Source organism: Citrobacter freundii complex sp. 2025EL-00176, assembly GCF_053309355.1.
Window position 1 is genome coordinate 142,006 of sequence record NZ_JBRYHT010000010.1, and the last position, 24,445, is coordinate 166,450.

The window sequence follows — 24,445 nt, forward strand, 5'->3', positions numbered from 1 at the left end:
TCAAAGAAAGAATAGACATTTTCTTTATTATATTAACCTGCACTATGTTTTCATTTCTTGTGTGAATAAATGGTTGGTTAATTCATGGGTGAAATATATGAAACCCTGACGATCTTTGAATCGACAGGGTTATTGTTGCGTGATTTTTTTATCTCTGCTGATAGCAATACGCTGAAAAAAACATATTCCGCGCTGGATACAAATGCCTCGACGCTGACAGAGCAGGAGTGGCTGCAAGCGGAGTACGACTTCAATGCACTCTTTATCGGGCCGCAGGCGCTAAAGGCCGCACCGTTTGCTTCAGTTTATCTCGAAGAAGATGCTCTTGTTATGGGGCAATCTACCCTGAGTATTCGGGAATTCATGGCAAATATCGGCCTGTCTATAAATCATGTGAATAAGATTCCTGATGATCATATTTCATATGTATTGGAGTTGGCCGTTTTATTGTCGGTAAACGCCCGGGCATCAGCAGAATATCAGACTGTGCTCACTCGATATGTAAGTGAGTACATAGTGGTTTGGGTTCCCGATTTTATTGAAAAAATAAAGATAAATGCACAAACCGCCACGTTGAGAACCGTAGCGGAAATATTGTCTTCTTGGCTTGATGGATTAAACACGAGAGTATCATATGAGCAATGAACCGGGAGTTCTGAACAGACGTTCATTTTTGAAAGGGTTGGTTGCCCTTGGCACAGTGGCTGCCCTACCAGGGGGACTGCTGACTTCACGTTGCGCATTGGCGCAACCGCCCATTCCTTTTAACCCGAAAACCTACAAAATTTATCGCAACGCCTGTCCACGTAACTGCTATGACACTTGTAGCCTGAAAACATGGGTGAAAGATGATGTCATCACCTTTGTGGAAGGCGCGCCTGAGTCAACGTTTACGCATGGAGCACCCTGTGTTAAAGGGTTGAGCTACCCGCGTCGGGTATACAGCCCGGATCGCATTAAGTATCCAATGGTTCAGGATGTTCGCGGTAGTGGTAACTGGCGTCGTATTTCCTGGGATGAAGCAATGCAGCGCATTGCGACCAAGATGCTGGAGATCAAAAAGAAAGACGGTTCAATGCTGGGTCTGGCGATGACCAAATATTCCGGCAAGTTCGGGGTGTTGAACTATGCCGTTGAAGGGATGATGTCTTCGCTGGGTTACACCACCCGTTTTGCCGGAACGCCTTGCTGGCCTGCCGGTATCGATGCCCAGAACTACGATATGGGCGATATGTGGTGTAACGACCCGGAAGATTTTGTGAAAGCAAAATACATCATCATCTGGGGCGCCAATCCGGCGTGGTGCTCAATGCACACCATGAAGTACATCTACCAGGCGCGGGAGAAAGGGGCGAAAGTGGTCGTTATCGATCCGCTGTTAACGCAGACCGCCGCAAAAGCCGATCTCTATTTACGCGTTCGTCCTGGTTCTGATGGCGCGTTGGCGCTGGGGATGGCACGCCATTTGGTGGATAAAGGCCTGGTGGACCAGGATTTCGTCAACAACTACTCCCATGGATATCCGGAATTCGAAGATTATTTGCGTAACAGCGTGACCGTTGAATGGGCGGCTGAAATTTGCGGCTTGTCTGCGGATGTCATTCGTCAATTGGCGGAAGAGTTTACGGCGGTTAATCCGGCCACCGTGTGGATTGGTTACGGTATGCAGCGCCATGTTAACGGCGGCGCTAACGTTCGTGCCATTGATGCTTTCGTCGCCATGACGGGTAATATCGGTATTGAAGGCGGCGGCGCTCGTTATGGGCATCTGCATACCTGGGGCTTTAACTACAACGCTATGTTGCAGAAACCACCGGTAGGCTCCATAGGCATGCCTGGAGCGGCGGGTACAACCAGTGAGTTCGGTTCTGCGGGGGCAGTGGCGCAATATTCCGATCGTTCTCTTAATATCAACCAGACCGCCAAGGGAATTTTGGAAGCCAACGAACCGCCTGTTCGTATGCTTTGGGTCGCCTGTAAGAACCCGTTTGCTCAGGATTTTGATCGCAGCAAGATGGAAAAGGCGTTCGAAAAACTGGAAATGGTGGTGTGCGCCGAACAGTTCTTTAATGAAACCGTCCAACATGCCGATATCGTCTTGCCGGTTACTACAGCATTTGAAGAGTGGAACGTAGATGCCTCCTACTGGCATTACTGGCTCTCTATCAACCAACCAGCCATTAAGCCGATGTATGAGGCGAAATGCGATCTGGAGATTGCCGTTTTACTCTCCCGGACGATTAACAAGCTTGAGCCGGGTTCTTGTACATTCCCGCAGGAGTTCGATCATAAGCGTTGGCTGGACCAGGAATTCAATGACGGAATGGCCAAAATGTTTGGCATCTCCTCCTGGGATGACTTGCTGGATGGCCCGAAAAAAGCCATTTTGCCGAGCTCTGCGGCCTGGTATGACCGTAAATTTAAAACCCCCTCTGGAAAGTTTGAATTCAAATCTGAGCTATGTGAGAAAAATGGCCATACGGCGCTTCCGGAATACAAAGCGGAAGCGAAAAGCACGCTGCCATTCCACCTGTTTACACCGCATGTGCAGTTCGGTATCCATTCCCAATTTATCAACCTTGACTGGATGCAGGTCTTCTATCCGGAGCCGTTTGTCTATATGCATCCGATTTCCGCGCAAAAAAGAGGCATTGCCGAAAACGACCTGGTGAAAGTGTTTAACACCGTAGGTGAAGTAGAACTGCGTGCGAAGGTGACCGCTAACGTTCCGGAAGATTTCCTCGTGATGTACGAGGCGTGGTTCCCGAAACGGAAATACAACGTACAAAACGTGGTGGCGGATACTCCAGCGGATATGGGACTGATGAAAACCGGCGCGCCGGGGGCGGCGATCCACAGTCAATTTGCGGACATCATTTTGATCGGTAAAGGAGCAGCGGCATGAGACGCGCGTTTTTAGTCAATAGCGATAAGTGCATCGGCTGCCGTGGCTGCGCGATGGCGTGTAAGAGTTTTAACCAGTTGGAACCTGAACGTTTCTGGCGCTACGTCTATCCGCTGGATAAAGAAATTTATCCGCATGAAGAGCGGGCATTCTACTCGCTGGCTTGCAATCACTGCGAAAACCCGGCCTGCCTGGCGGCTTGTCCGGTAGAGGCTTACACCAAACGCGAGGATGGTGTTGTGGTGCATAACCCGGAGCGCTGTATCGGATGCAAAAACTGTATCCGCAACTGCCCATACGGCGCGCCACGTTTCAATGAAGAGACGAAAAAAGCGGAAAAATGCAGTATGTGCTACGAACGTCTTGACGTTGGTATGCTGCCGGCGTGTGTGAATGCCTGTCCGGTGGGGGCGCTGACGCTAATCGATCTCGATGCTGACCCGATACCCAACAATGCCGTCCAGTATCCGCCGGGGTTCCCACGTATGCCGCAGCTTAATCCGGGCACGCGTTTTATCCTGGCGCGTCAACCGAAGCAGCCGGAGGGCAAGTAATGGAAAAGTATGAACTTCCGCTGGTCATTTTTACCGTACTGAGTCAGATGTCGGTTGGGATCACGCTGATCTTGACGCTACGCACGCTGCAAGGAAAACTGGAAAGCAAACGCCTGTACTGGCTGGTTACCGGTCTGGTTCTGGCGGCCGCATCTGTGGCAGCGATCCTGCACCTTGCGCATCCGGACCGCGCCTACAACGCCCTGATAAACCTGCAGCACGCCTGGCTGAGCCGTGAAATTCTCGGCGCAACCTTATACGGCGCGGCGGTGGGCGTGACGTTCCTGGCAAAAGGGCACAAAGTTCCGGCTGTTCTGGCGTCTGTCCTTGGGATCGCGCTGGTGGCGGTACAGGGTATGACCTATGCCGCACCAGCAATGGTGGCGATCGCCAACGGTCTGACGATGCTGCTGTTCTTCATCACCGTGTGGGTTATGGGTTGTGCGGCGATTCCGCTGCTTAATCTCGCGCCTGCCGTTGCCGCATTGCGCCAGGGGGTTGTCGTTTGTATGGCGGTCATGATCGCAGCCCCAATTATCTGGTTAAGCGGCGGGACCATTATGCAGATGACCGCGCATGCCTGGCTGACCTCGCCGCTTTATCTGGCGAGCCTGGTCTGTCTGGCGCTGGCCTTTGTATTAAGTCGTCAGGGTGAACGTCGGGCAAAAGCGCTGTTTGTCCTGTTGTTTGTTGGCGTATTCCTCAGTCGTCTGACGTTCTTTGGCGATACGGTCAGCACCATCGTGAATATCGGTCATTTGTATTGATCGCACCATAATAAAACCCCCTGTCAGGTGTTAACCTGGCAGGGGGTTTTTACAGCAAATCAGACGCTATTAACGAACAACCAGTACCGGCAAAGTGGCGTGGCGGACAACGCTGGAGGCGTTTGAGCCGAGCAGGTGGGTACTGATGGACGGGTTACGCGACCCAATGACCACCACATCCGCATTCAATTCTTCACCCAACTCGTTGACCACGTCACGAACGCTGCCAAAGCGCACGTGCTGTTTAATGCGGGAGGGATCGATGCTGAAGTGACCGACCATCGTTTGCAGACGCGTTTCCGCTTCGTGTTGCAAATGCTCTTCAAAACGACGAACGTCTGCCGCAAAGCGGTGCAGGCTTAAGCTCGCTGAGCCTGGCAGCACATGCAGCAGATGGATTACGCCGTTTTCCTGTGCCAGAAATTCTGCATGGCGAATAGCCTTGTCACTCAGTTCCATTTCGAATACATCAACAGGCATTATGATTGTGTTGTACATAAACATTCTCCTTGTCATTACATGAACACATAACAGCATAGTATTAAAAATGATTCTGCCAGTCACGGCACAGATTTATGTTTTGCGAACAGAAGCGGAAAACAACAACCAAATTAATGGGAGTAGGGATCTAACCGGAAAGAGGATGCAGATGCATCCCCTGCAAGATAAAGCGAATGGCTTTGATAAGACAGAGTTAGCGCAGGTAGTCGCCTGCAGCTTCGGGTTGGTACTCAAGCTCGATGACTTCGAGGTGTGTTGAGGTACCGCCTGGCAGTTCCCAGTGAATGGTGTCGCCAACGCGCAGGCCCAGAAGTGCCGCGCCAACAGGGGCCATGACGGAAAGCTGTGTGCTGCTGTCAGTCATATTGGCCGGATACACCAGGGTACGCACACGGACTTCGCCATCACTCAGATTGCGGAATTTCACGCGGCTGTTCATGGTCACGACATCGTGCGGCATGGTTTCTGGCGAACACATTTGCGCGCGATCCAGCTCGGCGTTCAGGGCGTCGGCAATGGGTAAACCAGCAAACGCAGGTTGCTCCAACAGGCGGTCAATGCGTTCCGCATCAAGGTCGTTAATGATGATAGTTGGTCTGGACATTTATTACTCCATGTCGTCGATACTGCGGGTGCGCAGGTAAATAATCCCAAAAGAAAACCCTCACCGTCAGGCGGCAAGGGTTTAGCTTTTATGATGATACTGAGACTTACCCTATGTTTGAAGTGATTTAGTTCACATTCAGGTAAATCATCAATATTGTCGCGTATGGTGTGATTTTAGCCGAAAAACGTGATCGTTCTCCAATTTGAATTATGCTTTTTAAGCGCTCGTTGCGGGTGCGTCAATACAACTCAGTGTTCCGCTACAGGAGATCTCATGAGCCAGTACGACAAACTTACCTTAAAAGACGGCAGCTATTTGCATTTTAAAGACTGGGGAAGTGGACAGCCCATCGTGTTCAGTCATGGTTGGCCACTGACGGCAGATGCGTTTGAGGATCAGATGCTGTTTCTCGGGTCGAAAGGATTTCGTGTGATCGCCCATGACAGGCGCGGACATGGCCGCTCGGCCCAACCGTGGGATGGCCACAATATGGATCAGTACGCTGACGATCTGGCTGAACTTACCGCGCATCTCAATCTTAAAGATGCCGTACATGTCGGGCACTCTACCGGCGGTGGGGAAGTGGCGCGTTATATTGGCCGCCATGGGACGCAGCGGGTGGCAAAAGCGGTGCTAATTGGCGCGGTGACGCCCATCATGATCAAGACCGACTTTAACCCCAATGGCGTGTCGAAAGAGGTGTTTGATGGCATCCGGGAAGGGGTAGTGAACGATCGCGCCGCCTTCTTCTATGAACTGACCGCGGCATTCTATGGTTATAACCGTCCAGGCGCAAAAGAGTCAAAAGCCGTTCGGGAAAGTTTTGTTGAACAGGGCTTACAAGGATCTATCAAAGCGTTGTACGACTGCATTCATGCGTTTTCAGAAACAGACCTGCGCGGCGATCTCGAAAAAATGACCATCCCGACGCTGGTGATCCACGGCGATGACGATCAGATTGTCCCGTTTGAAACCTGCGGCAAGGTCGCGGCAGAAATATTGCCGGATGCGCAGTTGAAGGTGTATGCCGGAGGTTCTCACGGCATTTGCACCACCCATAAACAGCAGATCAACGGCGATCTGCTCAACTTTATTCAGTCGTAATCTTTAGCGGATTGTTCTACGCTGATCCTCTTTTTCCAGGGAGATGAGCGAAGCATAATTCGTGCTTGGCTGACGTTAACGACACCAGAGAAGGCTATGTATTTCTATCAACCCTCACAGGGACACGGCTTACCGCACGACCCGCTCAATGCCATCATTGGACCGCGCCCTATTGGCTGGATTGCGTCGCGCGATAGCAACGGGCGACATAACCTGGCGCCGTATAGTTTCTTTAACTGTTTTAACTACCATCCGCCGATTATTGGTTTTGCCAGCAGCGGCTGGAAAGATAGCGTGCAGAATATTATCGAAACCGGTGAGTTTGTCTGGAACCTGACCACTCTTGAACTGGCCAGCGCGATGAATGAAACGTCGGCCAGCTTACCGCACGGCGAGGATGAGTTTTTTGCCGCTGGTCTGAGTAAGGCCGACAGCCGGATTGTCGGCGTGCCGCGCGTGGCGCAAAGCCCGGTTAATTTTGAGTGCCGTTTATCGCAAACTCTGCAACTGACCACCGCTGATGGCGCGCCTGTAGAAACCTGGCTGGTGCTGGGAGAAGTGGTGGGTATCCACATAGATGAAACGCTACTGGAAGAGGGCATCTACCAGACGGCAAAAGCGAAGCCGGTACTGCGTGCGGGGGGACCGACAGCGTACTATTCAATCAGTGAAACACACCGCTTTGATCTGGTTCGCCCGGACGCCCGTTTGCAACGCTAAGCATGCAGACCGACGCCAGGTTTGCGCGTCGGTCGTTATTTTCAGTACCCTGCCTTGTCGATAATAAATTGTTTACCGCAGTTACCTGGATGCGGTTGCGGTAAGAATGACTGCACAGATAGCGGTTGATTGATGGTGTCGGCTTTCAGGGATAGCTGGATCTCTGTGAGATAAGCCGGATTGCCGTGACAGCTTAGCTTCACGGCTTTAACGTTCTCGCTGCCCCAACTTTTGGCGATGGCGGCGTCAAATGCGCTGCGGCTGACGGTTTTGCCGTAGTTATCCGCGAGGAACTTGCCCGCTTCGCTGTTTTTGAATTCATTATTCAGCCGCACCATCGTGCCAAAGTACACGTCGGGATCAAAACCAAAACAGGCGCCGTGTTTGGCATATTCGTAGCGTTCCAGGCAGGATGTTCCGCCCGCTCCGGGCATCACCGCGCTCAGTTTCGCCGCACTCTCCAGTGACAGGCCGGTTTCAGGCGCTGCGCATTTACGGCTGGCACGCGCTTCAGGCAGGTTAGGAATGGGGCGTGTTGCGCAGCCAAAACGCATCCAGCGGCGGTTGTCTACCCCGCGAGCGGCGATCGATTTTGGCAGGCTGGGCCATAAACCGTGAACGGTCAGGAAATCCGCTTTGTCCGCGATCTCTTTTTGTAGACGACATTCGTCAGGCTCCTGACGATTACGCTCGTGTTGGCTTTGACAGAAACCGGTTTGCCAGGAAAGGGCCAGCACGTAGCGATCAAAATCACCGTACTGTTTTGCCTGAAGTTCATCGGCCTGAGCCGCAGAAACTGGCAGCAGAAGTGCTGCCAGTAAAGAAGAATAACGCCACGTAGATGTCATGATGATTTCGGATACTTATATAAATTCTGAATATCATCTATTTAATCATAAAAAATGCCAGTCAGGTTTAGCTGACTGGCATCATTTTCATCAGGCGTGAGCCGGAATGGTTAGCTCCACATTGCCAGAATCGGCCAACCGACCAGCAGAAGCATGGCGATGTAGATAACGCCGAAGATAGCGCCCAGACGCCAGTAGTCTTTGGACTTTACATAACCACAACCGTAGATGATAACGCCAGGGCCCGTTGCATACGGCGTCAGGCAGCCCATGATACCGATGGACAGCACCAGCAGGATACACAGATGTTCCATTGGAACGCCCGGAATACCTTTACCGACCGCCAGAATAACCGGCAGCATGGTGGCGGTGTGTGCGGAAAGGCTGGCAAACAGGTAGTGAGCAAAGTAGAACACCAGCACCAGCACGATCACGGTCGCGTTAGGCGAGAAGCCTTCCAGGTGCGTGCTCATGGTATTAGCGAACCAGTCGATGAAGCCTGAACGGGTTAAACCATTTGCCATAACAACCAGCGTGGCGAGGTTAACCAGAGTGTTCCATGCGCTGTTATAGCGGGTAATGTCTTTCCACGGTACAACGTGCAGCGCCAGCATCAGGGAGACTGCCAGCAGGCCCACCGCGGTGGCATCAATCAGTTTACCCCCGAAGACCCACAGACCCAGGCTGAGCAGAACCAGACCGATCAGGGTCAGCTCTTTACGGGTCAATTTACCCATGGTTTTCAGTTCTTCACCGGCCCATGCGGCAACTTCAGCACTGTGAGTAACTTCTGGTTTGTACAGAACGTAGGACAGCCAAGGTGCAACGATCAGCAAAATAATACCGACCGGCAGGAAGCTGAGGAACCATTGCAGCCAACTGATTTGAATGCCAGCAATTTTGTTGACGAATTCCAGACCCAGTACGTTAGGCGCAGCGCCGGTGACGAACATAGAGGAGCTCAGGCTGGTACTGATGACCATCATCCACATCAGATATCCGCCGATACGGCGCGCGGAAGGATCGTTCGGGAATGATTTAAATAGCGGCGGCAGGTTTTTGATAACCGGGAATACGGTACCACCGGTACGCGCGGTGTTGGATGGTGTAAACGGCGCCAGCAGGATGTCGATAATAACAATCGCATAGCCCAGCGTCAGGGTACGTTTACCCATGAATTTCACCATGAACAGCGCGATACGACGACCCAGGCCGGTAACTTCGTAGCCCAGTGCGAAAATAAACGCGCCAAACACCAGCCACACGGTGGTGCTGGAGAAACCCGCGAGACCCCATTTCAGCGCTTGCTTACCCGCTTTAAATGCCGGATCGGCCAGCTCGGAAGCGTCAAACAGCAGATAGTTACTGCCGATAACGCAGATCGTCACGGCGATAAAGCTGATTGCCGTTGCCGGAATTGGCTCCAGAATCATCCCGACAATCATGGCCACGAACACGGCAAAATAGTGCCATGCCTGTGGGGGCATGCCATCAGGGACGGGGATAAGAAACATGACGCCCATGACTACCAATGGGGCCAGTAACTTCCAAATTTTATCTTTTGCTAAAGACATGTGTGTGATTCTCCGGAAAGGATCTTTAATTGTGATAATGATGAACTTGTGAAATCTGAGCTAAGAACCAGGTGACGATCAGCAGATCGGCGCTGCCCCCGGGACTGAGGTTGCGTTCAATACACTGTTGGTCGAACTGGCGTAGGTATTCGAGATCGGCAGGGGTACGAATCCCGCCTTGTTGTAACAAGGTGGAGGCCTGCTGCTGTAACCAGCGCAAACCGTCTGCGCCACCACGGGAAGCCACGTTGGTGTCGCCGTTGACAGACATCAGCAGCAGTAACGTATCGAGTAACGCCAGTTCAGGATCGCGGCCCTGAGCCAGCAGTGAGCGGTAGTGCGGCAGGGCATGCTGAATGACAAGGGGATAGCCCGCTTCTGCTTCGCCGCGTGCGCCGGTTAATCCCAGTTGCTGATAAAGACGTTGGCCGGCCGTGAGTTGTTGGTTGTTCTGGCGCAGTTCGCGCTCGGTCAGGCCACGGCAAAATGTTGCTGCCGTAGAGCAAAGGGTTTCAGCGGTAACGCTCAGGCGGAGCTGGAGCAGGCGGCCAATGGCGGCGCACAGTAATCCCAGCGAAAAGATGCTGCCTTTATGGGTGTTCACTCCGGCGGTGGCGCGAAACATATCGGCTTCGCAGGCCATGCCCAGCGGACGCAGCCCACTCAGCACATCTTCTGGCGATAGCTGAGCGCTAAATGCACCGTATTCGATAAAACGCGGTAGCCATGCCTGAATCGCTTCAGCACTGCGATGAAAATCTTCCAGCGCCATATCTTTGTGCGCGCCGTTATTAATGCGATCCACCAGACCCGGTTTGGGCGACAGGTTGACTTCCGTCAGCATGGCGCGCCACGCCAGCGTGGCGTAAGCGTCAGGCAGATCCAGAGGAAGGACTGCGTTATGAGTTGATGTTGCGGGAATCGGCATCATGCAGCAGTGCCTCCATCTGAGTGAGTAAGTCGGAAAGCGCGTGAGTTTTACCCCGCGCGCATTCGGCAGCGCTTTGCCCGCACAGCAGACAGCGGCGGGCAGGGAGCGCGAAATGACGCCGGGACAGAATTTCCCCTTCAGGGTTCAGGACGTCGATGTCCCATAACCGTCCCAGCGGGTGTGAATGCTCAAGCCCGATAGTGGCGAGCTTGAGGTCCCGGGCCGGAGCCTCAATGGCCAGCAGGCCTTCCGGTCCGCTGGCAGAGACCAGCGCAGTTTGCTCCCTGACAATCCAGGCGGATTTTTCCGCCAGTGCGAGCAGGGCGGTGACGCCGTGATTGAAGATGCGACGGGTTAATTCGCTGTCTTTAATCGGACCTGGCGCGACCACGGTAAACGAGACCAGTGGCGCGTGATGACGCGTGAGCCAGGCATGCTGCCTTGCTTGTCTCTCATCGCGGCTGGCGAGCAGCTCGGGAATGGAGACCGCGTGGCAGGTGGCGTCTTCAGGGAGCAGGTGCATGGCTTATTCCTTCACCTGATGCACAACGTCAATGACCGAACCATCGCGGTAGCGCACAACGGCAATTACGCGGTCGGTAAATTCGATGGCGCGCGGTTGACCGGTTAACTGCTGTGCACGTTCGCGCAGCCATTCAATCGACACCACTTTCATGCCAGCTTCCTGCAGGCGTTCCGCCAGTTCAGGGCGAGAAGGGTTGACGGCGATACCGTGGTCGGTAACCAGAATGTCAACGCTGGAACCCGGGGTTACGCAAGTCAGTACGTTATCTACCAATGTCGGGATACGTCCGCGAACCAGCGGTGCGACGATGATGGAAAGCGCTGCGGCCACAGCCGTATCGCAGTGACCACCGGAAGCGCCACGCAGTACGCCGTCGGAGCCGGTCAGTACGTTAACGTTGAAGCTGGTGTCGACTTCTAATGCGCTCAGGACCACTACGTCCAGACGGTCAACGGATGCGCCTTTCGAGCCCCAGTTAGCGTACTGGTTAGCGCTGATCTCAATGTGATTTGGATTGCGGGCCAGGGATTTCGCGGCGGCACTGTCGAAGCTTTGTACATCCAGCAGTTTGCGGATTAAGCCTTTTTCATGCAGATCAACGATGGTGGCGGTGATGCCGCCCAGCGCGAAATCGGCATGGATATCGCGGCTACGCATTTTGTCTTCCAGGAAACGGGTCACGGCCAGAGATGCGCCGCCGGTGCCTGTCTGCAATGAGAAGCCTTCATTGAAGTAACCGGAGTTAGCAATGACGTCTGCCGCGCTGCGGGCGATCAACAATTCACGCGGGTTGGTGGTCATGCGGGTCGCATCAGCACCAATTTTGTCCGCATCGCCGACCTGGTCGATCTGGACGATCAGATCCACTTGATCCTGGGTAATGCTGGCCGGGTTATGCGGATAGGTCAGCAGTTGTTCTGTCAGCAGGACAACCTGTCTGGCGTTTTCGGCATCGACGCGGGCATAGCCCAGCGAGCCGCAGCACGCTTTACCGGTATAACCGTTAGCGTTACCAAACTGGTCGCAGGACGGTACGCCGAGGAATGCGACATCAATGTTGAGCTCGCCACTTTGCACCAGGTGTACACGACCGCCGTGGGAGTGGATCTGTACCGGCTCAGCCAGCAGACCACGCGAGATCTCTTCTGCCAGCGGGCCACGCAGACCGGAGGTATAAATACGGCTGACCACGCCCTGACGGATGTGCTCAACCAGCGGCGCGTGGCAGTCGCTCAGGGAGCTTGAGGCCAGCGTCAGGTTTTTAAAGCCCATGCTGGCGATGGCGTCCATCACCAGGTTAATCGTCAGATCGCCACCGCGAAATGCGTGGTGGAAAGAGATGGTCATACCATCCTGTAAACCTGAACGACGAATGGCGTCTTCCAGATTAGCGCACAGCTTTTTGTCGCGCGGTTTTTGCGCCTGCAATTCTGCTTTTGCGGTGCTCTGATAAGCGGAAAGCTCGCTTTCTGCATGACGACTCCAGGTCGCCACGCGATCCTGGCGTTGAGACTGTTCGATTTTCTGCGTCATTTTTTTGCCTTATTCTTCGCGAATGCCGGAAAGTTCTGCACGGGAGATAACCAGAAGGGCGCGCTCGATAACCGGGCTGTCGACCATCTTGCCGTTTAGGGAAACCACGCCACGACCTTCGCGGGCAGCAGCTTCAGCGGCTTCCACCACCAGACGGGCGTGAGCCAGCTCTTTACGCGTCGGGGCGTAGAGGTTGTGCAGAAGTTCAATCTGGCGAGGGTTGATGAGCGACTTGCCGTCAAAACCCAGTTGCTTGATGTGTGAGGCTTCGTGCAGGAAACCTGCTTCGTTGTTGGCATCGGAATAGACGGTATCGAACGCCTGAATACCGGCAGAGCGCGCAGCCTGTAAAATAGAGCAGCGGGCAAACAGCAGTTCAGTCCCTTCCGGGGAGCGTTCAGTGCGCAGGTTACGCACATAATCTTCTGCACCCAGGGCAATACCAATCAGGCGCTCGGAAGCGTGGGCAATCTCTACGGCGCGGGTAATGCCTAACGGCGACTCGATGGCGGCTAACAGGCCGGTGCTGCCGGGTTCACGTCCGCAGGCGTTTTCGATGCGCAGGATTTCGCTTTCGATGTCGATGACATCCTGTGCGGTATCGGTTTTCGGTAAACGCACGATGTCAGCGCCGCCGCGCACAACGGCTTCGAGGTCGTTGATGCCCCATTCGGAGTCGAGGGCGTTTACGCGCACGATGGTTTCAACGTCGTGATACAGCGGATGTTGCAGCGCGTGGTACACCATGCGGCGGGCGGTATCTTTTTCACGCAGCGCGACGGAGTCTTCCAGGTCGAACATCAGCGCATCAGCCGGGTAGATAAACGAGTTGCTGACCATGGCGGCGTTGGCGCCCGGTACGAACAACATGCTACGACGGGTACGGGTTTTACGTTGTTGCAAAGATTCGGCAATCACTGGCAATCCTCCCATGGCAGTGCCGGAATACCGCCAGCGCGGGCCAGTAGTGCTTCCAGTCGCGCACGTAAAATGCAGTCCAGTGCGCCTTTATCATCAACATTTAATTGCACGCCGCGTACGTTATAGCGGGACAGTACGTCCAGAATGGTGGCCCGGATGGCATCACCGAACTGCTTTTCGACGCTACTGTTAACCTGCAGGTCAATATCCTGCGAATCGAGTGGGGCGATGCGGATCATCACATCACCGGACTCGAGTGTGCCTGCGACGGCTGCCTGGTTTATTTTCATTTTTCACCTGTTGCTAATGCGGGGGTATTTTGGCGGACTGCCGCACCCGATGAGGCTCGTTCAGCCATGCTTTGCAGATAGTGCAGCGTGGCGTCAGGGACCAGGGATGCGATAGCCGTGAGATCTTTTTTAACCAGCAGCTTGCGCACCCAGGAGGCGGAAATCGGCATCTCCTGGAAGCACAGCCGCTCAATTTCCACCAGTTCAATCGGTGGGGCGGGAAGCGTTGGGGTCTCCAGCCAGTAACGCATATCGTTGTTGTACTGGGAGGTGACGGTGCAATACGGCTCGGTACCCACAAAACGGTGCGTAACGCCGAGAGCCGGGGCCAGGTACTGGCGGAAGATTTTCAGGTCTATTTCGGTGTAGCAGTGGTTAATAACGCTCTGCTCTTTGATGAAGTAGCACGGGAACGTGGCGCGGGAAATGATGTATTCCGAACCGCGATGCACGGTTAAACGCGGAATGTCTTTTGTCCCTTTGAGTACCAGATCCAGCCGGTCTTCATACGGAAAACGTGAGGTATCTTCTTTCACCAAAAACAGATGCAGCCAGTCACATTGCGCGGCCGCCTGTTGGATCAGGAAACGATGACCGTTGGTGAAGGGGTTGGCGTTCATGACGATACAGCCAATTTTTTTTCCTTCATGACGCTGTTTTGCCAGCGATTCGGCGTAGCGTTTGAGCCGCGTGGTGCTGTTTTCCATCAATACCATAATGCCGGGCACGCTGGTGAGCGTGGAAAAGCCGCACTGTTTAAACAGCGATTCGTATTCGGTTTTGGTATAGATGAAGAGGTGCGTACAGTGGCGCTCATAGGCGAGGTTGATGAGTTCTGTTGCCAGCGTCAGCGCCAGGCCTTCACCGCGCACGGACTCACAAATCGCGACGCACTTAATGATATTGCCGGCGATACCGCCACAGGCAATCAGGCGATCGTCACGGGTGACGGTGATAAATACTTCGACGGTGGTATCAACGCTCAGATCATTCTCTTTCAGAAATTGCGCGATAGCCGCCATCTTTTTATTTTCTGAGCGTTTAACTTGCGTGAATATATTATTACCGAACATAGTGAATAGAGCCCCGACGCTATATTTGTTACTGGGTTTCTGTTTTTGTTGCTCTGATTAGCAACCTGATAACGTTTTGTTTGCAATTGAAGGGAATGTTTTTTTATTACGGAGTATTTCTTTTTTTCCCTGCTGCATACATCGTAAGGAGTATTTTGGAGGTAATTTTTGATTTATTTCACAATAAGTTAGAAGGTTTTAATGTGTTTTATGGTTTTAAGTTTTTTAATTAATTTAACTCGGAAATAGCGCGTGGTTTTAATTTGTTTAATTGATTTAAGGTGGGGAATCTGCAACGATCATGTTTTATACCGTGGCTTTTAAATAAAACATTTTTATTACAACTACAATAGAAAATAAGTTTCGGTAACGTCGGTGAGGAAAAATTATGGCAGAACAGAAAAATAAAACACGGTTTCTTTTTTTTCGCAGTCTGGCGTTTCCGTTACGCATCTTCCTGCTCATTCTGGTCGTTTCTGTTCTTATTATCGCAGCGTTAGCACAATACTTTACCGCCAGTTTTGAAGATTATCTGACGACTCACGTCCGCGATATGGCAATGAATCAGGCCAAAATCATCGCTTCTAATGACAGCATCATCACGGCGGTGAAGCATCGTGATTACAAGCGTCTGGCGACGATTGCCGACAGACTGCAGAGCGGGACTGATTTCGACTATGTCGTTATTGGCGATACCCACTCCATTCGTCTTTATCACCCAAACCCGGAAAAAATTGGTTACCCGATGCAGTTCACCAAGCCTGGCGCGCTGGAAAAAGGTGAGAGCTACTTTATTACCGGTAAAGGATCTATCGGGATGGCAATGCGTGCCAAAACCCCTATCTTTGATAACGATGGCAAAATCATTGGCGTGGTCTCAATTGGCTATCTGATCAGTAAAATTGACAGCTGGCGATCGGATTTCTTACTGCCAATGGCTGGGGTATTTATCCTGCTGTTGTTGGTACTTATGCTGCTCTCCTGGTTTTTTGCTGCCCATATTCGTCGGCAGATGTTGGGGATGGAGCCTAAACAAATCGCGCGGGTGGTGCGTCAGCAGGAAGCGCTGTTTAGCTCGGTGTATGAAGGGTTGATTGCCGTTGATCCTGACGGATACATCACCGCGATAAACCGCAGTGCGAGGAAAATGCTGGGGTTGTCATCGCCGGGTCGAAAGTGGCTGGGCAAACCGGTAAATGAAGTCGTTCAGCCAGCGGACTTTTTCACCCAGCAGATTGCGGAACAACGCCAGGATGCGATGGTTAATTTTAATGGGTTGAGCGTTATCGCCAACCGTGAAGCGATTCGCTCCGGTGACGAACTGCTCGGCGCCATTATCAGTTTTCGTAGTAAAGATGAAATTGCTACCCTTAATGCGCAATTAACGCAAATCAAACAGTATGTTGAGAGCCTGAGAACGCTGCGGCATGAGCACCTGAACTGGATGTCGACCATCAATGGCCTGCTGCAAATGAAAGAGTATGACCGGGTGCTGGCTATGGTTCAGGGGGAATCACAGGCGCAGCAGCAACTGATTGACAGCCTGCGCGGCGCTTTTGCCGATCGTCAGGTGGCGGGTCTGTTATTTGGCAAGGTACAGCGTGCGCGGGAGCTGGGCCTTACAATGACCATTGTTCCAGGCAGCCAACTGCACCAACTGCCCGAAGGGCTGGATAGCACAGAGTTTGCAGCAATTGTTGGTAATCTGCTTGATAATGCATTTGAAGCGAGTTTACGCACCCAGCAAGGCAACAAAGTCGTCGAACTCTATTTGAGCGACGAAGGGGATGATGTGGTCATCGAAGTTGCCGATCAGGGATGCGGTGTGCCGGAAGCATTGCGTGAAAAAATATTTGAACAGGGTGTAAGCACCCGTACCGATGAACCAGGCGAACATGGCATCGGTTTGTATCTGATTGCAAGTTATGTGAGGCGCTGTGACGGGGTGATTACGCTCGAAGATAACTCCCCTTGCGGTACCTTATTTTCTTTATTTCTTCCGAAAGTGAAAAAAAATAATGACGGAACCATTAACGCTACTGATCGTTGAGGATGAAACGCTACTGGCGGAAATGCATGCTGAATATATCCGCCATATACCCGGCTTCAGCCAGATATGGCTGGCGGGTAATCTTGCGCAGGCAAGAATGATGATTGAGCGTTTTAAGCCCGGTTTGATTCTTCTTGATAACTACTTGCCGGACGGTAAGGGTATTACTTTGTTGCATGAGCTGACCCAGGCGCGCTATCCGGGCGGTGTGGTCTTTACCACGGCGGCCAGCGATATGGAAACGGTCTCCGAGGCCGTGCGCAGCGGCGCGTTTGATTATCTGGTCAAACCTATCGCTTACGAACGGTTGGGGCAGACGCTGACGCGGTATCAACAGCGCAGACGCATGCTGGCAGGCAATGACAGCGCCAGTCAAAAGCAGATTGATGAAATGTTTAACGCCTATGCGCGCGGCGAGCCGAAAGGCGATTTGCCGACCGGGATTGATGCGTTAACGCTGAATGCGGTGCTGAAGCTATTTGCCGATCCGACGGTACATCATACTGCGGAAACGATCGCCCAGGCGCTCACCATCAGCCGTACGACCTCCAGACGCTATCTGGAGTACTGTGCCAGCCGCCATTTGATTATCGCGGAGATTATTCACGGGAAGGTGGGTAGACCGCAGCGTATTTACCACGGCGGCTAAATGCTGATTTCTGACGTAGGCCGGATAAGATGCTTTAGCATCAATATCCGGCAACGGGGTTGAAATGCCGGATGCGGCGTAAACGCCTTATCCGGCCTACATTTTGCTGAGAGTCAGCCGCCAACAACGGCTGAAGAAGAGCCAGGTACCATCACTTCGGTGGCGATGATCACCACCAGCAGTCCGACCAGGACCGGAACCGAGGTACGTTTCACGACTTCGAACGGCGAAATCTTCGCCATCCCTGCCACCGCCACAACGACGCCGGAGACCGGGGAGATGGTACGCCCGAGGTTGGAGGCCTGAAGCATCGGGATAGCGAGGTAAGCCGGGTTAATGCCGGAAGAGTGTGCCAGTTTTGGGATCATCTCAACGAAAGCATAGAACGGTGCATTACCGGAACCCGTGGTCATGGCTGCCAGCATGGTCAGGATCACCAGCACCAGCATCAGAATAATACTCGCTGAGCCAAACGAGGTGGCGATAGATATCAGGCTCTGAATAAAGCCGATAGTGCTCAAGCCCTGGGCAAAAACACCTGCCGCGACGAGCAGCATTACTACGTTAGCAAAGGCGTCCGCCATGCCACGGTAAGCGACTTCCAGACCTGAAAACACCTTCTGAGTGTTGAATCCACGGACAAATTCCAGAACGGCGGCGATGAGCATGCACAGGACCAAAATCGTAATAATGTGCAGCTGTGGACCCCATTTTCCATCAAAAATCAGGACGCCTACGATCGGTGTAAACGGCAGGATGGCGTAAAAAGACGGCGCGGTAGTGGTGATTTCTGCCACGTCTAACATTTCGTGAGAAATGTTCTCTTTTTTATCAAGGTAGCGCTGCCAGAAAAAGTGCGCAATCGCCATAGCAATGATGGCGGCAATGGAAATTGGCAGTGTGGTTTTAAACGCGAAATCAATCAACGGCATTTCTGCGGCTTTTGCCGCCAGCACCACATCACCAGATGTCGGTGAAAGAATGATTGCGGCAGGGGAGGCGCATATGGCCGCCGCGGCGCCACGGCTGATCCCAACGTTAACCATGACCGGGAAAAGCGTCGCCATCAGCAATACGCCCAGCCCTGTCGCTGAAGAGACGGCCAGAGACATCAGACAGGCGACAAAATAGGCGGCAATCATTAACAGATAAGGTGAGTTGATATATTGCAGCGGTTTGGAGGCCAGCTTAACCACCATATCGTTTGCGCCAATATGCGTCATGTAGGCGGCAAAACCACACAGCATCATTATCATCATGCCGAGATCGCCACCGCGGCTCATCAGCAAAATTTTAATGTATTCAACAATGTCTGTAGCTGTATAGCCCGTCGTTGCTGCGCTGGAAGGTAGAACTTTATGCCCCATTACCGCACTGATAATCAGCAAAACCAGGCCGCCAACAAACAGTACACCGGTGGCGGAATAACCTTTGATGATGTAGCGTGCCACACCCACAATAACCACAACCCCAATAAGGAGTTCAATAAATGTCAACATTGTTTCCCCTGTCGCATTGCTGCCCAGAAAGTAAAAAACTAAAAAAAGTAAAAAGTGGTGACAGAATGTGCCTAATAAACCAATAACTATTGCTGATTGAAATCAATAAAAATACGGATTCAACCGATGGCCAGACTGTTTTTTCAGCATCGCGGTTTAAAAAAGAATATCCCCGACAAAAACTGTGAAACGCATTGCTGGTGTGTGTGTTTTGATATTGAAATGTAAATAGATTGTTGTTTTATTTTGCTGTTATGTATGAAAAGAATAATTTAATAGCAATTCAGAGAAAATCATTCCTGTGATAAAGCTCAATAAATAGAGGGTTAATAATCTTATAAGTATTATCTGAAGAATATTCTGATTTTATCTCTGTGCATTTTTGTTAAGTTAACATTAAGGTTGAGTTTGCTACAATTGCTAATAACTCCCAGGATGGTAATTAAGTTGTGATTGTTGCTAAACGATATTTTCTCATTTTTTCATTTCTTTTTATTCAGTTAGCTTTCATTCCTCAGGGAGCTGCTGAAGATAAAGGCTGGTTCGCCACGTTTAAAGATAATGTCAGTGAAACCTGGCAGCAGCCGGAACATTATGATCTGTATGTACCGGCTATTACCTGGCATGCCCGTTTTGCCTACGATAAAGAAAAAACGGATCGCTACAATGAACGCCCCTGGGGGGCCGGATTTGGCCAGTCCCGTTGGGATGATAAAGGTAACTGGCACGGGCTTTATATTATGGCCTTTAAGGATTCCTATAATAAATGGGAACCGATTGGCGGGTACGGCTGGGAGAAAACCTGGCGTCCGCTGCCCGATGAAAACTTCCATACCGGCCTTGGATTTACTGCTGGCTTTACCGCGCGCGATAACTGGAACTACATTCCGGTGCCGGTGCTGTTACCGCTGGCGTCGATCGGTTATGGTCCGGCAACGTTCCAGATGACTTACATTCCAGGAACCTATAACAACGGCAACGTCTACTTTGCGTGGTTACGCTTCCAGTTTTGATGGGCTACCTGTAGCGTCAGCCAGGTGTTAATAAATCATTAAAAAACATACGGATAGAAACTCTTACTGAAAAATAACGCGACGTTTATCACTTTTTGATAAAGTTCGACTGGACAAAGCGCACCACAATTGTTGTACTGATACCCGACACAGCATTTGTGTCTATTTTTCATGTAAAGGTAATTTTGATGTCTAAGATTAAAGGTAACGTTAAGTGGTTTAATGAGTCCAAAGGATTCGGTTTCATTACTCCGGAAGATGGCAGCAAAGACGTGTTCGTACACTTCTCTGCAATCCAGACCAATGGTTTTAAAACTCTGGCTGAAGGTCAGCGCGTAGAGTTCGAAATCACTAACGGTGCCAAAGGCCCTTCTGCTGCAAACGTAATCGCTCTGTAAGCATACGACAGCAAGCATTCAAAACCCGCTTAATTGCGGGTTTTTTTCGCTCTAATGTGCGGGAGTGGCAGAAACCAGCCAGAATGCCAGGGCGGTCATCGCAAATGATCCCAGCAAATTAACCAGCACATTCACCATAGCCCAGCCAAAGCGTCCTTCCTGGAGTAAAAACACGACCTCTGCCGAGAAGGTGGAGAACGTTGTTAGCCCTCCGCAAAAGCCGGTAGTAATCAGCACTTTCCACATGGGATCGATGTTTGTCATGCGATTAAACCACGCCAGACCCATACCAATGATAAACGCGCCAACCAGGTTTGCCACCAACGTCCCGACTGGAATAGCCTGATGCAGTGGGTTGAAGCGCATGCTTAACATCCATCTTGCTACGCTACCAGTACCACCACCGATAAAAACCGCTAAAAGAAGTTGTAACACTGCTAAATCCTGCTATTTGATTGTATATAGGATGAGTGTAACGCTGAATAATCACTGTTGGCGAGCCTGACAAACTTTTCTGGAGGGAATATGTTCGTTGCAGCAGGGCAGTTTGCCGTGGGACCTTCGTGGGAAAAGAATGCAGAAACCTGCGCCTTATTGATGTCTCAGGCCGCAGGAGAGGGAGTATCGTTATTGGTACTACCGGAGGCGTTGCTGGCCCGTAACGATATTGATCCTGACCTGTCAGTGAAGTCAGCGCAATTACTGGAGGGTGGGTTTCTGACGCGTTTACTACGAGAAAGCGCGCAAAATGAGATGACGACAATCCTGACGATTCATGTTCCTTCTGTGCCTGGCCGGGCATTTAACATGCTGGTGGCGTTACGGGGAGGTCGGGTGGTTGCCCATTATGCAAAATTGCATCTTTACGACGCGTTTGCGATTCAGGAGTCGCGGAATGTCGATGCAGGAGACGCTATAGCGCCGCTGCTGGACGTAGACGGATTAAAGGTAGGGTTGATGACCTGTTATGATCTGCGTTTCCCTGAGCTGGCGTTGGCGCACGCTCTGCAGGGTGCAGACATTCTCGCTTTACCCGCCGCCTGGGTGCGGGGAGCGCTAAAAGAGCATCACTGGGCAACATTGTTGGCAGCAAGAGCGCTTGATGCCACTTGCTATGTTATTGCGGCTGGAGAATGTGGTAATAAGAACATTGGTCAAAGCCGGGTTATCGATCCCTTTGGGGTGACCATTGCCGCAGCGGCAGAAACGCCGGCGCTGATTATGGCCGAGGTTTCAGCAGAGCGGGTGAAGCAGGTCAGGGCCCAACTTCCCGTATTAAATAACCGGCGCTTTGCGCCACCGCAATTATTATGACGTTTTTTTAAACAAGGCTTGATTCACCTTGTTACAGATTGCTATTGTGTGCGCGCGTCGAAAGGCCGTTAATATTCTCAGGTTAATATGGCGCTTTATGCAGCCTGGTTTAAGTTAAGAAGGTATCTATGGGTGAGATTAGTATTACCAAACTGCTGGTGGTTGCCGCACTGGTCGTTCTGCTGTTTGGTACCAAGAAGTTACGTACACTGGGTGGAGACCTGGGAACGGCAATTAAGGGCTTTAAGAAAGCGATGAACGATGATAATGCCGATGCCAGAAAAGAGGCTGATGGTAGCGTTCAGGCGGAAAAGCTCTCTCATAAAGAGTAATGTCAGGAGCATGATGCTCTTACTGCGTGCTCTGCATGAAAAAAAACCGGCAATTTGCCGGTTTTTTTATTGCTGATATGTAAGTGAGTATTACACGATTACTTCACTTCCAGCCCTTTAGCCTGCATGTCAGCGTGGTATGAAGAACGAACAAATGGGCCGCAGGCTGCATGGGTAAAGCCCATCGCCATGGCCTCGGCTTTCATCTCGTCGAACTCATCCGGGCTAACGTAGCGTTGCACCGGTAGGTGATGGCGGCTCGGCTGCAAATACTGCCCCAGCGTCAGCATGGTCACGCCATGACTGCGCAGATCGCGCATGACTTCAATGATTTCGGCATTGGTTTCACCCAGACCTACCATCAGACCCGATTTAGTCGGGATCTCCGGGTGCGCTTCCTTGAAGCGCTCCAGAAGCTTCAGCGACCAGTTGTAGTCAGCTCCCGGACGTACATTGCGGTAAATACGCGGTACGTTTTCGAGGTTATGGTTAAATACGTCCGGCGGCGTGGCCGTGAGGATATCCAACGCGCGGTCCATACGACCACGGAAGTCAGGCACCAGCGTTTCGATTTTAATCGACGGGCTTTTCTCGCGGATAGCGGTGATGCAGTCAGCAAAGTGCTGTGCGCCGCCGTCACGCAGATCGTCACGGTCAACGGAAGTAATCACGACATAGCGCAGCGCCATGTCCGCAATCGTCTGAGCCAGTTTCAACGGCTCGTTGGCATCAGGCGCAACCGGACGGCCATGGGCAACGTCACAGAATGGGCAACGGCGAGTACAGATTGCGCCGAGGATCATAAAGGTTGCGGTTCCGTGATTGAAACATTCAGCCAGGTTAGGGCAGGAAGCTTCTTCGCAGACAGAGTGCAGGCCGTTTTTGCGCATTGCCGCTTTGATGCCCTGGATGCGAGTGGAGTCCGCTGGCAGTTTTATTTTCATCCATTCCGGTTTACGCAGCAGGGCTTCACGCTCTGTTGCCACATTTTTAACCGGGATAAGAGCCATCTTATCGGCATCGCGGTATTTAACACCGCGTTCCATCACAATGGGTTTACTCATAGCTTGCGTGTTCCAGTTGCGAATTACGAAGGAAAGCGTTTCAATTCAAGGGAATGTTGCATTTATCAACTATTTTTGAATTAGTGATACGCAGTATATCATTGAAACGGGCCAGAAAGCAGCCTGACAGGCTGGCAAAATGTAAAATAGTTGTTGTTTTGTGCCATTTGCCACAACATATGCCGTGGCAAAGTATGACCGCATTTTTAGTCCGCAACGTACTCGTGCGGTGGGTTACCTAACAGCGCCAGAATGTTGGCCAGCAGGCGCGGGCGAATGCTCTCAGTCGTGGCTGCGCTATCCCATTGCGATACTTTTGCCATCTCCATTCCGGCATAACCACAAGGATTGATACGCAGGAAAGGCGACAGGTCCATATCCACGTTGAGCGCTAAGCCGTGAAATGAACATCCCTTACGAATACGTAACCCCAAAGAGCAGATTTTCTTCTCACCGACATAAACGCCTGGCGCATCGGCTCGCGGGTGAGCGTCGATGCCAATTTCCGCAAGGGTATTGACGACAGTTTGCTCCAGCAGCGTAACCAGCTCGCGAACACCCAGTTTGCGGCGTTTCAGGTTCAATAGCACATACATAACCTGTTGGCCTGGCCCATGGTAGGTCACCTGGCCGCCACGATCGCTCTGGATCACCGGAATATCTCCTGGCATCAGTACGTGCTCGGCTTTACCGGCCTGGCCCTGGGTAAAGACAGGATAATGCTCTACCAGCCAGATTTCATCATGACTGTTTTCATCGCGGGTATCGGTAAATTCGTGCATGGCCAGAGAGACTGGCTCGTAAAGTTGAAGACCGAGCTGGCGGACCAGAATTTTATCCTGATACAAAACGGCATCTCCGTAGATACTCACACAGAGTAGAGAAGGTTAAAGAGGGGAAAAGTATATCACAGGAGGAAGAGGTTACCCGAGCGGGGATGCAGCGGGTAACCGACAGGTTTTTACAGCACCATGCGTACGATATCGATATTACCTAATTCTTCGTACAGCGTTTCAACCTGCTCAATGTGCGTAGCAGTGATGGTGATAGAGACCGAGTGGTAGTTGCCTTTGCTGCTCGGTTTTACCGTCGGAGAGTAATCACCTGGCGCATGGCGCTGTACCACTTCAACCACCTGATCAACCAGCTCAGGCAACGCCTGCCCCATTACTTTGTAAGTAAATGGAGTAGGGAATTCAAGCAGTTCGTTAAGTTTGGTTTTCATGTCAGCTCCGGCGTTACATCAAAAAATAATAACTCCCACAGCGCGTG

The 24,445-nt window shown here is 51.8% G+C and carries 27 protein-coding genes; 12 read left to right on the forward strand and 15 right to left on the reverse strand.

From position 1 onward, the window contains the following. Positions 1 to 84: 84 nt before the first annotated feature. Genes ACVXHP_RS18285 through ACVXHP_RS18300 form a run of 4 tightly spaced genes read left to right on the forward strand, consistent with a single transcriptional unit; the run spans position 85 to position 4,226 of the window. Complete coding sequence (locus ACVXHP_RS18285; protein WP_447571978.1) at positions 85 to 645, forward strand: TorD/DmsD family molecular chaperone; 561 nt, start codon at positions 85 to 87, stop codon at positions 643 to 645. Further along, a complete protein-coding gene (locus ACVXHP_RS18290) occupies positions 635 to 2,905 on the forward strand; it encodes a molybdopterin-dependent oxidoreductase (protein ID WP_447571979.1) in 2,271 nt (756 codons plus the stop codon). Before ACVXHP_RS18285 ends, ACVXHP_RS18290 begins: the two co-directional genes overlap by 11 nt. Beyond that, the gene (locus tag ACVXHP_RS18295) at positions 2,902 to 3,459 is read left to right on the forward strand and encodes a 4Fe-4S dicluster domain-containing protein (RefSeq protein WP_447571980.1); all 558 of its coding nucleotides are present in this window, start codon (positions 2,902 to 2,904) and stop codon (positions 3,457 to 3,459) included. Before ACVXHP_RS18290 ends, ACVXHP_RS18295 begins: the two co-directional genes overlap by 4 nt. After that, positions 3,459 to 4,226, forward strand: a complete 768-nt coding sequence (locus tag ACVXHP_RS18300) for a dimethyl sulfoxide reductase anchor subunit family protein (RefSeq protein WP_447571981.1) — start codon at positions 3,459 to 3,461, stop codon at positions 4,224 to 4,226. The genes ACVXHP_RS18295 and ACVXHP_RS18300 overlap by 1 nt, the downstream gene beginning before the upstream one ends. A 69-nt stretch (positions 4,227 to 4,295) precedes the next feature. Here the strand turns inward: ACVXHP_RS18300 and uspG are convergent, their stop codons facing one another. Both uspG and rnk read right to left on the reverse strand, forming a co-directional pair. Then, positions 4,296 to 4,724, reverse strand: a complete 429-nt coding sequence (uspG, locus tag ACVXHP_RS18305) for a universal stress protein UspG (RefSeq protein WP_016152215.1) — start codon at positions 4,722 to 4,724, stop codon at positions 4,296 to 4,298. A 196-nt stretch (positions 4,725 to 4,920) separates the two neighbouring features. After that, a complete protein-coding gene (gene rnk, locus ACVXHP_RS18310; protein WP_005120853.1) occupies positions 4,921 to 5,331 on the reverse strand; it encodes a nucleoside diphosphate kinase regulator in 411 nt (136 codons plus the stop codon). A 276-nt stretch (positions 5,332 to 5,607) separates the two neighbouring features. Here rnk and ACVXHP_RS18315 point away from each other — a divergent pair, with 276 nt between their 5' ends. Continuing rightward, on the forward strand, positions 5,608 to 6,438 hold the full coding sequence (locus ACVXHP_RS18315) for an alpha/beta fold hydrolase (RefSeq protein ID WP_447571982.1): 831 nt from the start codon (positions 5,608 to 5,610) through the stop codon (positions 6,436 to 6,438). A gap of 96 nt (positions 6,439 to 6,534) precedes the next feature. Beyond that, on the forward strand, positions 6,535 to 7,158 hold the full coding sequence (locus tag ACVXHP_RS18320) for a flavin reductase family protein (protein ID WP_200007407.1): 624 nt from the start codon (positions 6,535 to 6,537) through the stop codon (positions 7,156 to 7,158). Between the two features lie 41 nt (positions 7,159 to 7,199). Here the strand turns inward: ACVXHP_RS18320 and rna are convergent, their stop codons facing one another. The 8 genes from rna to citC form a co-directional block, all read right to left on the reverse strand. Beyond that, positions 7,200 to 8,006: a ribonuclease I gene (gene rna, locus ACVXHP_RS18325; protein ID WP_200007404.1), complete on the reverse strand. Its 807-nt coding sequence runs from the start codon at positions 8,004 to 8,006 to the stop codon at positions 7,200 to 7,202. 110 nt (positions 8,007 to 8,116) lie between these two features. After that, the gene (citT, locus tag ACVXHP_RS18330; protein ID WP_038638704.1) at positions 8,117 to 9,580 is read right to left on the reverse strand and encodes a citrate/succinate antiporter CitT; all 1,464 of its coding nucleotides are present in this window, start codon (positions 9,578 to 9,580) and stop codon (positions 8,117 to 8,119) included. A gap of 25 nt (positions 9,581 to 9,605) precedes the next feature. Further along, positions 9,606 to 10,511 (reverse strand): triphosphoribosyl-dephospho-CoA synthase CitG, encoded by a 906-nt coding sequence (gene citG / locus ACVXHP_RS18335; RefSeq protein ID WP_447571983.1) that lies wholly within the window; start codon positions 10,509 to 10,511, stop codon positions 9,606 to 9,608. After that, complete coding sequence (gene citX, locus ACVXHP_RS18340; protein ID WP_447571984.1) at positions 10,480 to 11,034, reverse strand: citrate lyase holo-[acyl-carrier protein] synthase; 555 nt, start codon at positions 11,032 to 11,034, stop codon at positions 10,480 to 10,482. Before citX ends, citG begins: the two co-directional genes overlap by 32 nt. Before the next feature lie 3 nt (positions 11,035 to 11,037). Continuing rightward, on the reverse strand, positions 11,038 to 12,570 hold the full coding sequence (gene citF / locus ACVXHP_RS18345) for a citrate lyase subunit alpha (protein WP_200007399.1): 1,533 nt from the start codon (positions 12,568 to 12,570) through the stop codon (positions 11,038 to 11,040). Between the two features lie 9 nt (positions 12,571 to 12,579). Continuing rightward, positions 12,580 to 13,488, reverse strand: a complete 909-nt coding sequence (locus ACVXHP_RS18350; RefSeq protein ID WP_069323153.1) for an aldolase/citrate lyase family protein — start codon at positions 13,486 to 13,488, stop codon at positions 12,580 to 12,582. Next, entirely contained in the window at positions 13,485 to 13,781 is a 297-nt protein-coding gene (gene citD / locus ACVXHP_RS18355; protein WP_003831276.1) for a citrate lyase acyl carrier protein, read from the reverse strand. Before citD ends, ACVXHP_RS18350 begins: the two co-directional genes overlap by 4 nt. Continuing rightward, positions 13,778 to 14,854: a [citrate (pro-3S)-lyase] ligase gene (citC, locus tag ACVXHP_RS18360; protein ID WP_200007397.1), complete on the reverse strand. Its 1,077-nt coding sequence runs from the start codon at positions 14,852 to 14,854 to the stop codon at positions 13,778 to 13,780. Before citC ends, citD begins: the two co-directional genes overlap by 4 nt. A 388-nt stretch (positions 14,855 to 15,242) precedes the next feature. Here citC and dpiB point away from each other — a divergent pair, with 388 nt between their 5' ends. Both dpiB and dpiA read left to right on the forward strand, forming a co-directional pair. Further along, on the forward strand, positions 15,243 to 16,904 hold the full coding sequence (dpiB, locus tag ACVXHP_RS18365) for a sensor histidine kinase DpiB (RefSeq protein ID WP_316129747.1): 1,662 nt from the start codon (positions 15,243 to 15,245) through the stop codon (positions 16,902 to 16,904). Beyond that, positions 16,873 to 17,553 (forward strand): two-component response regulator DpiA, encoded by a 681-nt coding sequence (gene dpiA, locus ACVXHP_RS18370; RefSeq protein ID WP_003831279.1) that lies wholly within the window; start codon positions 16,873 to 16,875, stop codon positions 17,551 to 17,553. The genes dpiB and dpiA overlap by 32 nt, the downstream gene beginning before the upstream one ends. 113 nt (positions 17,554 to 17,666) lie before the next feature. On the opposite strand, the gene dcuC is transcribed toward dpiA, so the two are convergent. Then, complete coding sequence (gene dcuC / locus ACVXHP_RS18375; protein WP_304696889.1) at positions 17,667 to 19,052, reverse strand: anaerobic C4-dicarboxylate transporter DcuC; 1,386 nt, start codon at positions 19,050 to 19,052, stop codon at positions 17,667 to 17,669. Between the two features lie 449 nt (positions 19,053 to 19,501). On the opposite strand from dcuC, the gene pagP reads away from it, so the two are divergent. Beyond that, entirely contained in the window at positions 19,502 to 20,065 is a 564-nt protein-coding gene (gene pagP, locus ACVXHP_RS18380; protein ID WP_038638726.1) for a lipid IV(A) palmitoyltransferase PagP, read from the forward strand. Between the two features lie 188 nt (positions 20,066 to 20,253). Next, on the forward strand, positions 20,254 to 20,463 hold the full coding sequence (gene cspE / locus ACVXHP_RS18385; protein ID WP_000034825.1) for a transcription antiterminator/RNA stability regulator CspE: 210 nt from the start codon (positions 20,254 to 20,256) through the stop codon (positions 20,461 to 20,463). A 51-nt stretch (positions 20,464 to 20,514) separates the two neighbouring features. On the opposite strand, the gene crcB is transcribed toward cspE, so the two are convergent. Then, positions 20,515 to 20,898, reverse strand: a complete 384-nt coding sequence (gene crcB / locus ACVXHP_RS18390; RefSeq protein ID WP_200007393.1) for a fluoride efflux transporter CrcB — start codon at positions 20,896 to 20,898, stop codon at positions 20,515 to 20,517. A 90-nt stretch (positions 20,899 to 20,988) separates the two neighbouring features. Here crcB and ACVXHP_RS18395 point away from each other — a divergent pair, with 90 nt between their 5' ends. Together ACVXHP_RS18395 and tatE are read left to right on the forward strand one after the other, a co-directional pair. After that, complete coding sequence (locus ACVXHP_RS18395; RefSeq protein ID WP_304696890.1) at positions 20,989 to 21,777, forward strand: deaminated glutathione amidase; 789 nt, start codon at positions 20,989 to 20,991, stop codon at positions 21,775 to 21,777. Positions 21,778 to 21,905: 128 nt separating this feature from the next. Beyond that, entirely contained in the window at positions 21,906 to 22,109 is a 204-nt protein-coding gene (gene tatE, locus ACVXHP_RS18400; protein WP_042309820.1) for a twin-arginine translocase subunit TatE, read from the forward strand. Positions 22,110 to 22,207: 98 nt separating this feature from the next. Here the strand turns inward: tatE and lipA are convergent, their stop codons facing one another. The 3 genes from lipA to ybeD all read right to left on the reverse strand — a co-directional run bounded on the left by lipA (position 22,208) and on the right by ybeD (position 24,398). Then, positions 22,208 to 23,173 (reverse strand): lipoyl synthase, encoded by a 966-nt coding sequence (gene lipA / locus ACVXHP_RS18405; protein ID WP_003022702.1) that lies wholly within the window; start codon positions 23,171 to 23,173, stop codon positions 22,208 to 22,210. Between the two features lie 206 nt (positions 23,174 to 23,379). Continuing rightward, positions 23,380 to 24,021, reverse strand: coding sequence for a lipoyl(octanoyl) transferase LipB (gene lipB, locus ACVXHP_RS18410; RefSeq protein ID WP_316130455.1), 642 nt, complete (start codon positions 24,019 to 24,021; stop codon positions 23,380 to 23,382). A gap of 113 nt (positions 24,022 to 24,134) precedes the next feature. After that, positions 24,135 to 24,398, reverse strand: a complete 264-nt coding sequence (gene ybeD / locus ACVXHP_RS18415) for a DUF493 family protein YbeD (protein WP_003022706.1) — start codon at positions 24,396 to 24,398, stop codon at positions 24,135 to 24,137. Positions 24,399 to 24,445: the final 47 nt, after the last annotated feature.

What these genes read in the sequence shown, in the direction of transcription:
- ACVXHP_RS18285 (WP_447571978.1), top strand. Translation starts at nt 85, where the DNA reads ATGGGTGAAATATATGAAACCCTGACGATCTTTGAATCGACAGGGTTA.
- dpiB (WP_316129747.1), top strand. Translation starts at nt 15,243, where the DNA reads ATGGCAGAACAGAAAAATAAAACACGGTTTCTTTTTTTTCGCAGTCTG.
- ACVXHP_RS18300 (WP_447571981.1), top strand. Translation starts at nt 3,459, where the DNA reads ATGGAAAAGTATGAACTTCCGCTGGTCATTTTTACCGTACTGAGTCAG.
- ACVXHP_RS18315 (WP_447571982.1), top strand. Translation starts at nt 5,608, where the DNA reads ATGAGCCAGTACGACAAACTTACCTTAAAAGACGGCAGCTATTTGCAT.
- citG (WP_447571983.1), bottom strand. Translation starts at nt 10,511, where the DNA reads ATGATGCCGATTCCCGCAACATCAACTCATAACGCAGTCCTTCCTCTG.
- ACVXHP_RS18290 (WP_447571979.1), top strand. Translation starts at nt 635, where the DNA reads ATGAGCAATGAACCGGGAGTTCTGAACAGACGTTCATTTTTGAAAGGG.
- rnk (WP_005120853.1), bottom strand. Translation starts at nt 5,331, where the DNA reads ATGTCCAGACCAACTATCATCATTAACGACCTTGATGCGGAACGCATT.
- uspG (WP_016152215.1), bottom strand. Translation starts at nt 4,724, where the DNA reads ATGTACAACACAATCATAATGCCTGTTGATGTATTCGAAATGGAACTG.
- citD (WP_003831276.1), bottom strand. Translation starts at nt 13,781, where the DNA reads ATGAAAATAAACCAGGCAGCCGTCGCAGGCACACTCGAGTCCGGTGAT.
- citX (WP_447571984.1), bottom strand. Translation starts at nt 11,034, where the DNA reads ATGCACCTGCTCCCTGAAGACGCCACCTGCCACGCGGTCTCCATTCCC.
- cspE (WP_000034825.1), top strand. Translation starts at nt 20,254, where the DNA reads ATGTCTAAGATTAAAGGTAACGTTAAGTGGTTTAATGAGTCCAAAGGA.
- rna (WP_200007404.1), bottom strand. Translation starts at nt 8,006, where the DNA reads ATGACATCTACGTGGCGTTATTCTTCTTTACTGGCAGCACTTCTGCTG.
- citC (WP_200007397.1), bottom strand. Translation starts at nt 14,854, where the DNA reads ATGTTCGGTAATAATATATTCACGCAAGTTAAACGCTCAGAAAATAAA.
- lipA (WP_003022702.1), bottom strand. Translation starts at nt 23,173, where the DNA reads ATGAGTAAACCCATTGTGATGGAACGCGGTGTTAAATACCGCGATGCC.
- tatE (WP_042309820.1), top strand. Translation starts at nt 21,906, where the DNA reads ATGGGTGAGATTAGTATTACCAAACTGCTGGTGGTTGCCGCACTGGTC.
- ACVXHP_RS18320 (WP_200007407.1), top strand. Translation starts at nt 6,535, where the DNA reads ATGTATTTCTATCAACCCTCACAGGGACACGGCTTACCGCACGACCCG.
- citF (WP_200007399.1), bottom strand. Translation starts at nt 12,570, where the DNA reads ATGACGCAGAAAATCGAACAGTCTCAACGCCAGGATCGCGTGGCGACC.
- dpiA (WP_003831279.1), top strand. Translation starts at nt 16,873, where the DNA reads ATGACGGAACCATTAACGCTACTGATCGTTGAGGATGAAACGCTACTG.
- citT (WP_038638704.1), bottom strand. Translation starts at nt 9,580, where the DNA reads ATGTCTTTAGCAAAAGATAAAATTTGGAAGTTACTGGCCCCATTGGTA.
- ACVXHP_RS18295 (WP_447571980.1), top strand. Translation starts at nt 2,902, where the DNA reads ATGAGACGCGCGTTTTTAGTCAATAGCGATAAGTGCATCGGCTGCCGT.
- ybeD (WP_003022706.1), bottom strand. Translation starts at nt 24,398, where the DNA reads ATGAAAACCAAACTTAACGAACTGCTTGAATTCCCTACTCCATTTACT.
- ACVXHP_RS18395 (WP_304696890.1), top strand. Translation starts at nt 20,989, where the DNA reads ATGTTCGTTGCAGCAGGGCAGTTTGCCGTGGGACCTTCGTGGGAAAAG.
- dcuC (WP_304696889.1), bottom strand. Translation starts at nt 19,052, where the DNA reads ATGTTGACATTTATTGAACTCCTTATTGGGGTTGTGGTTATTGTGGGT.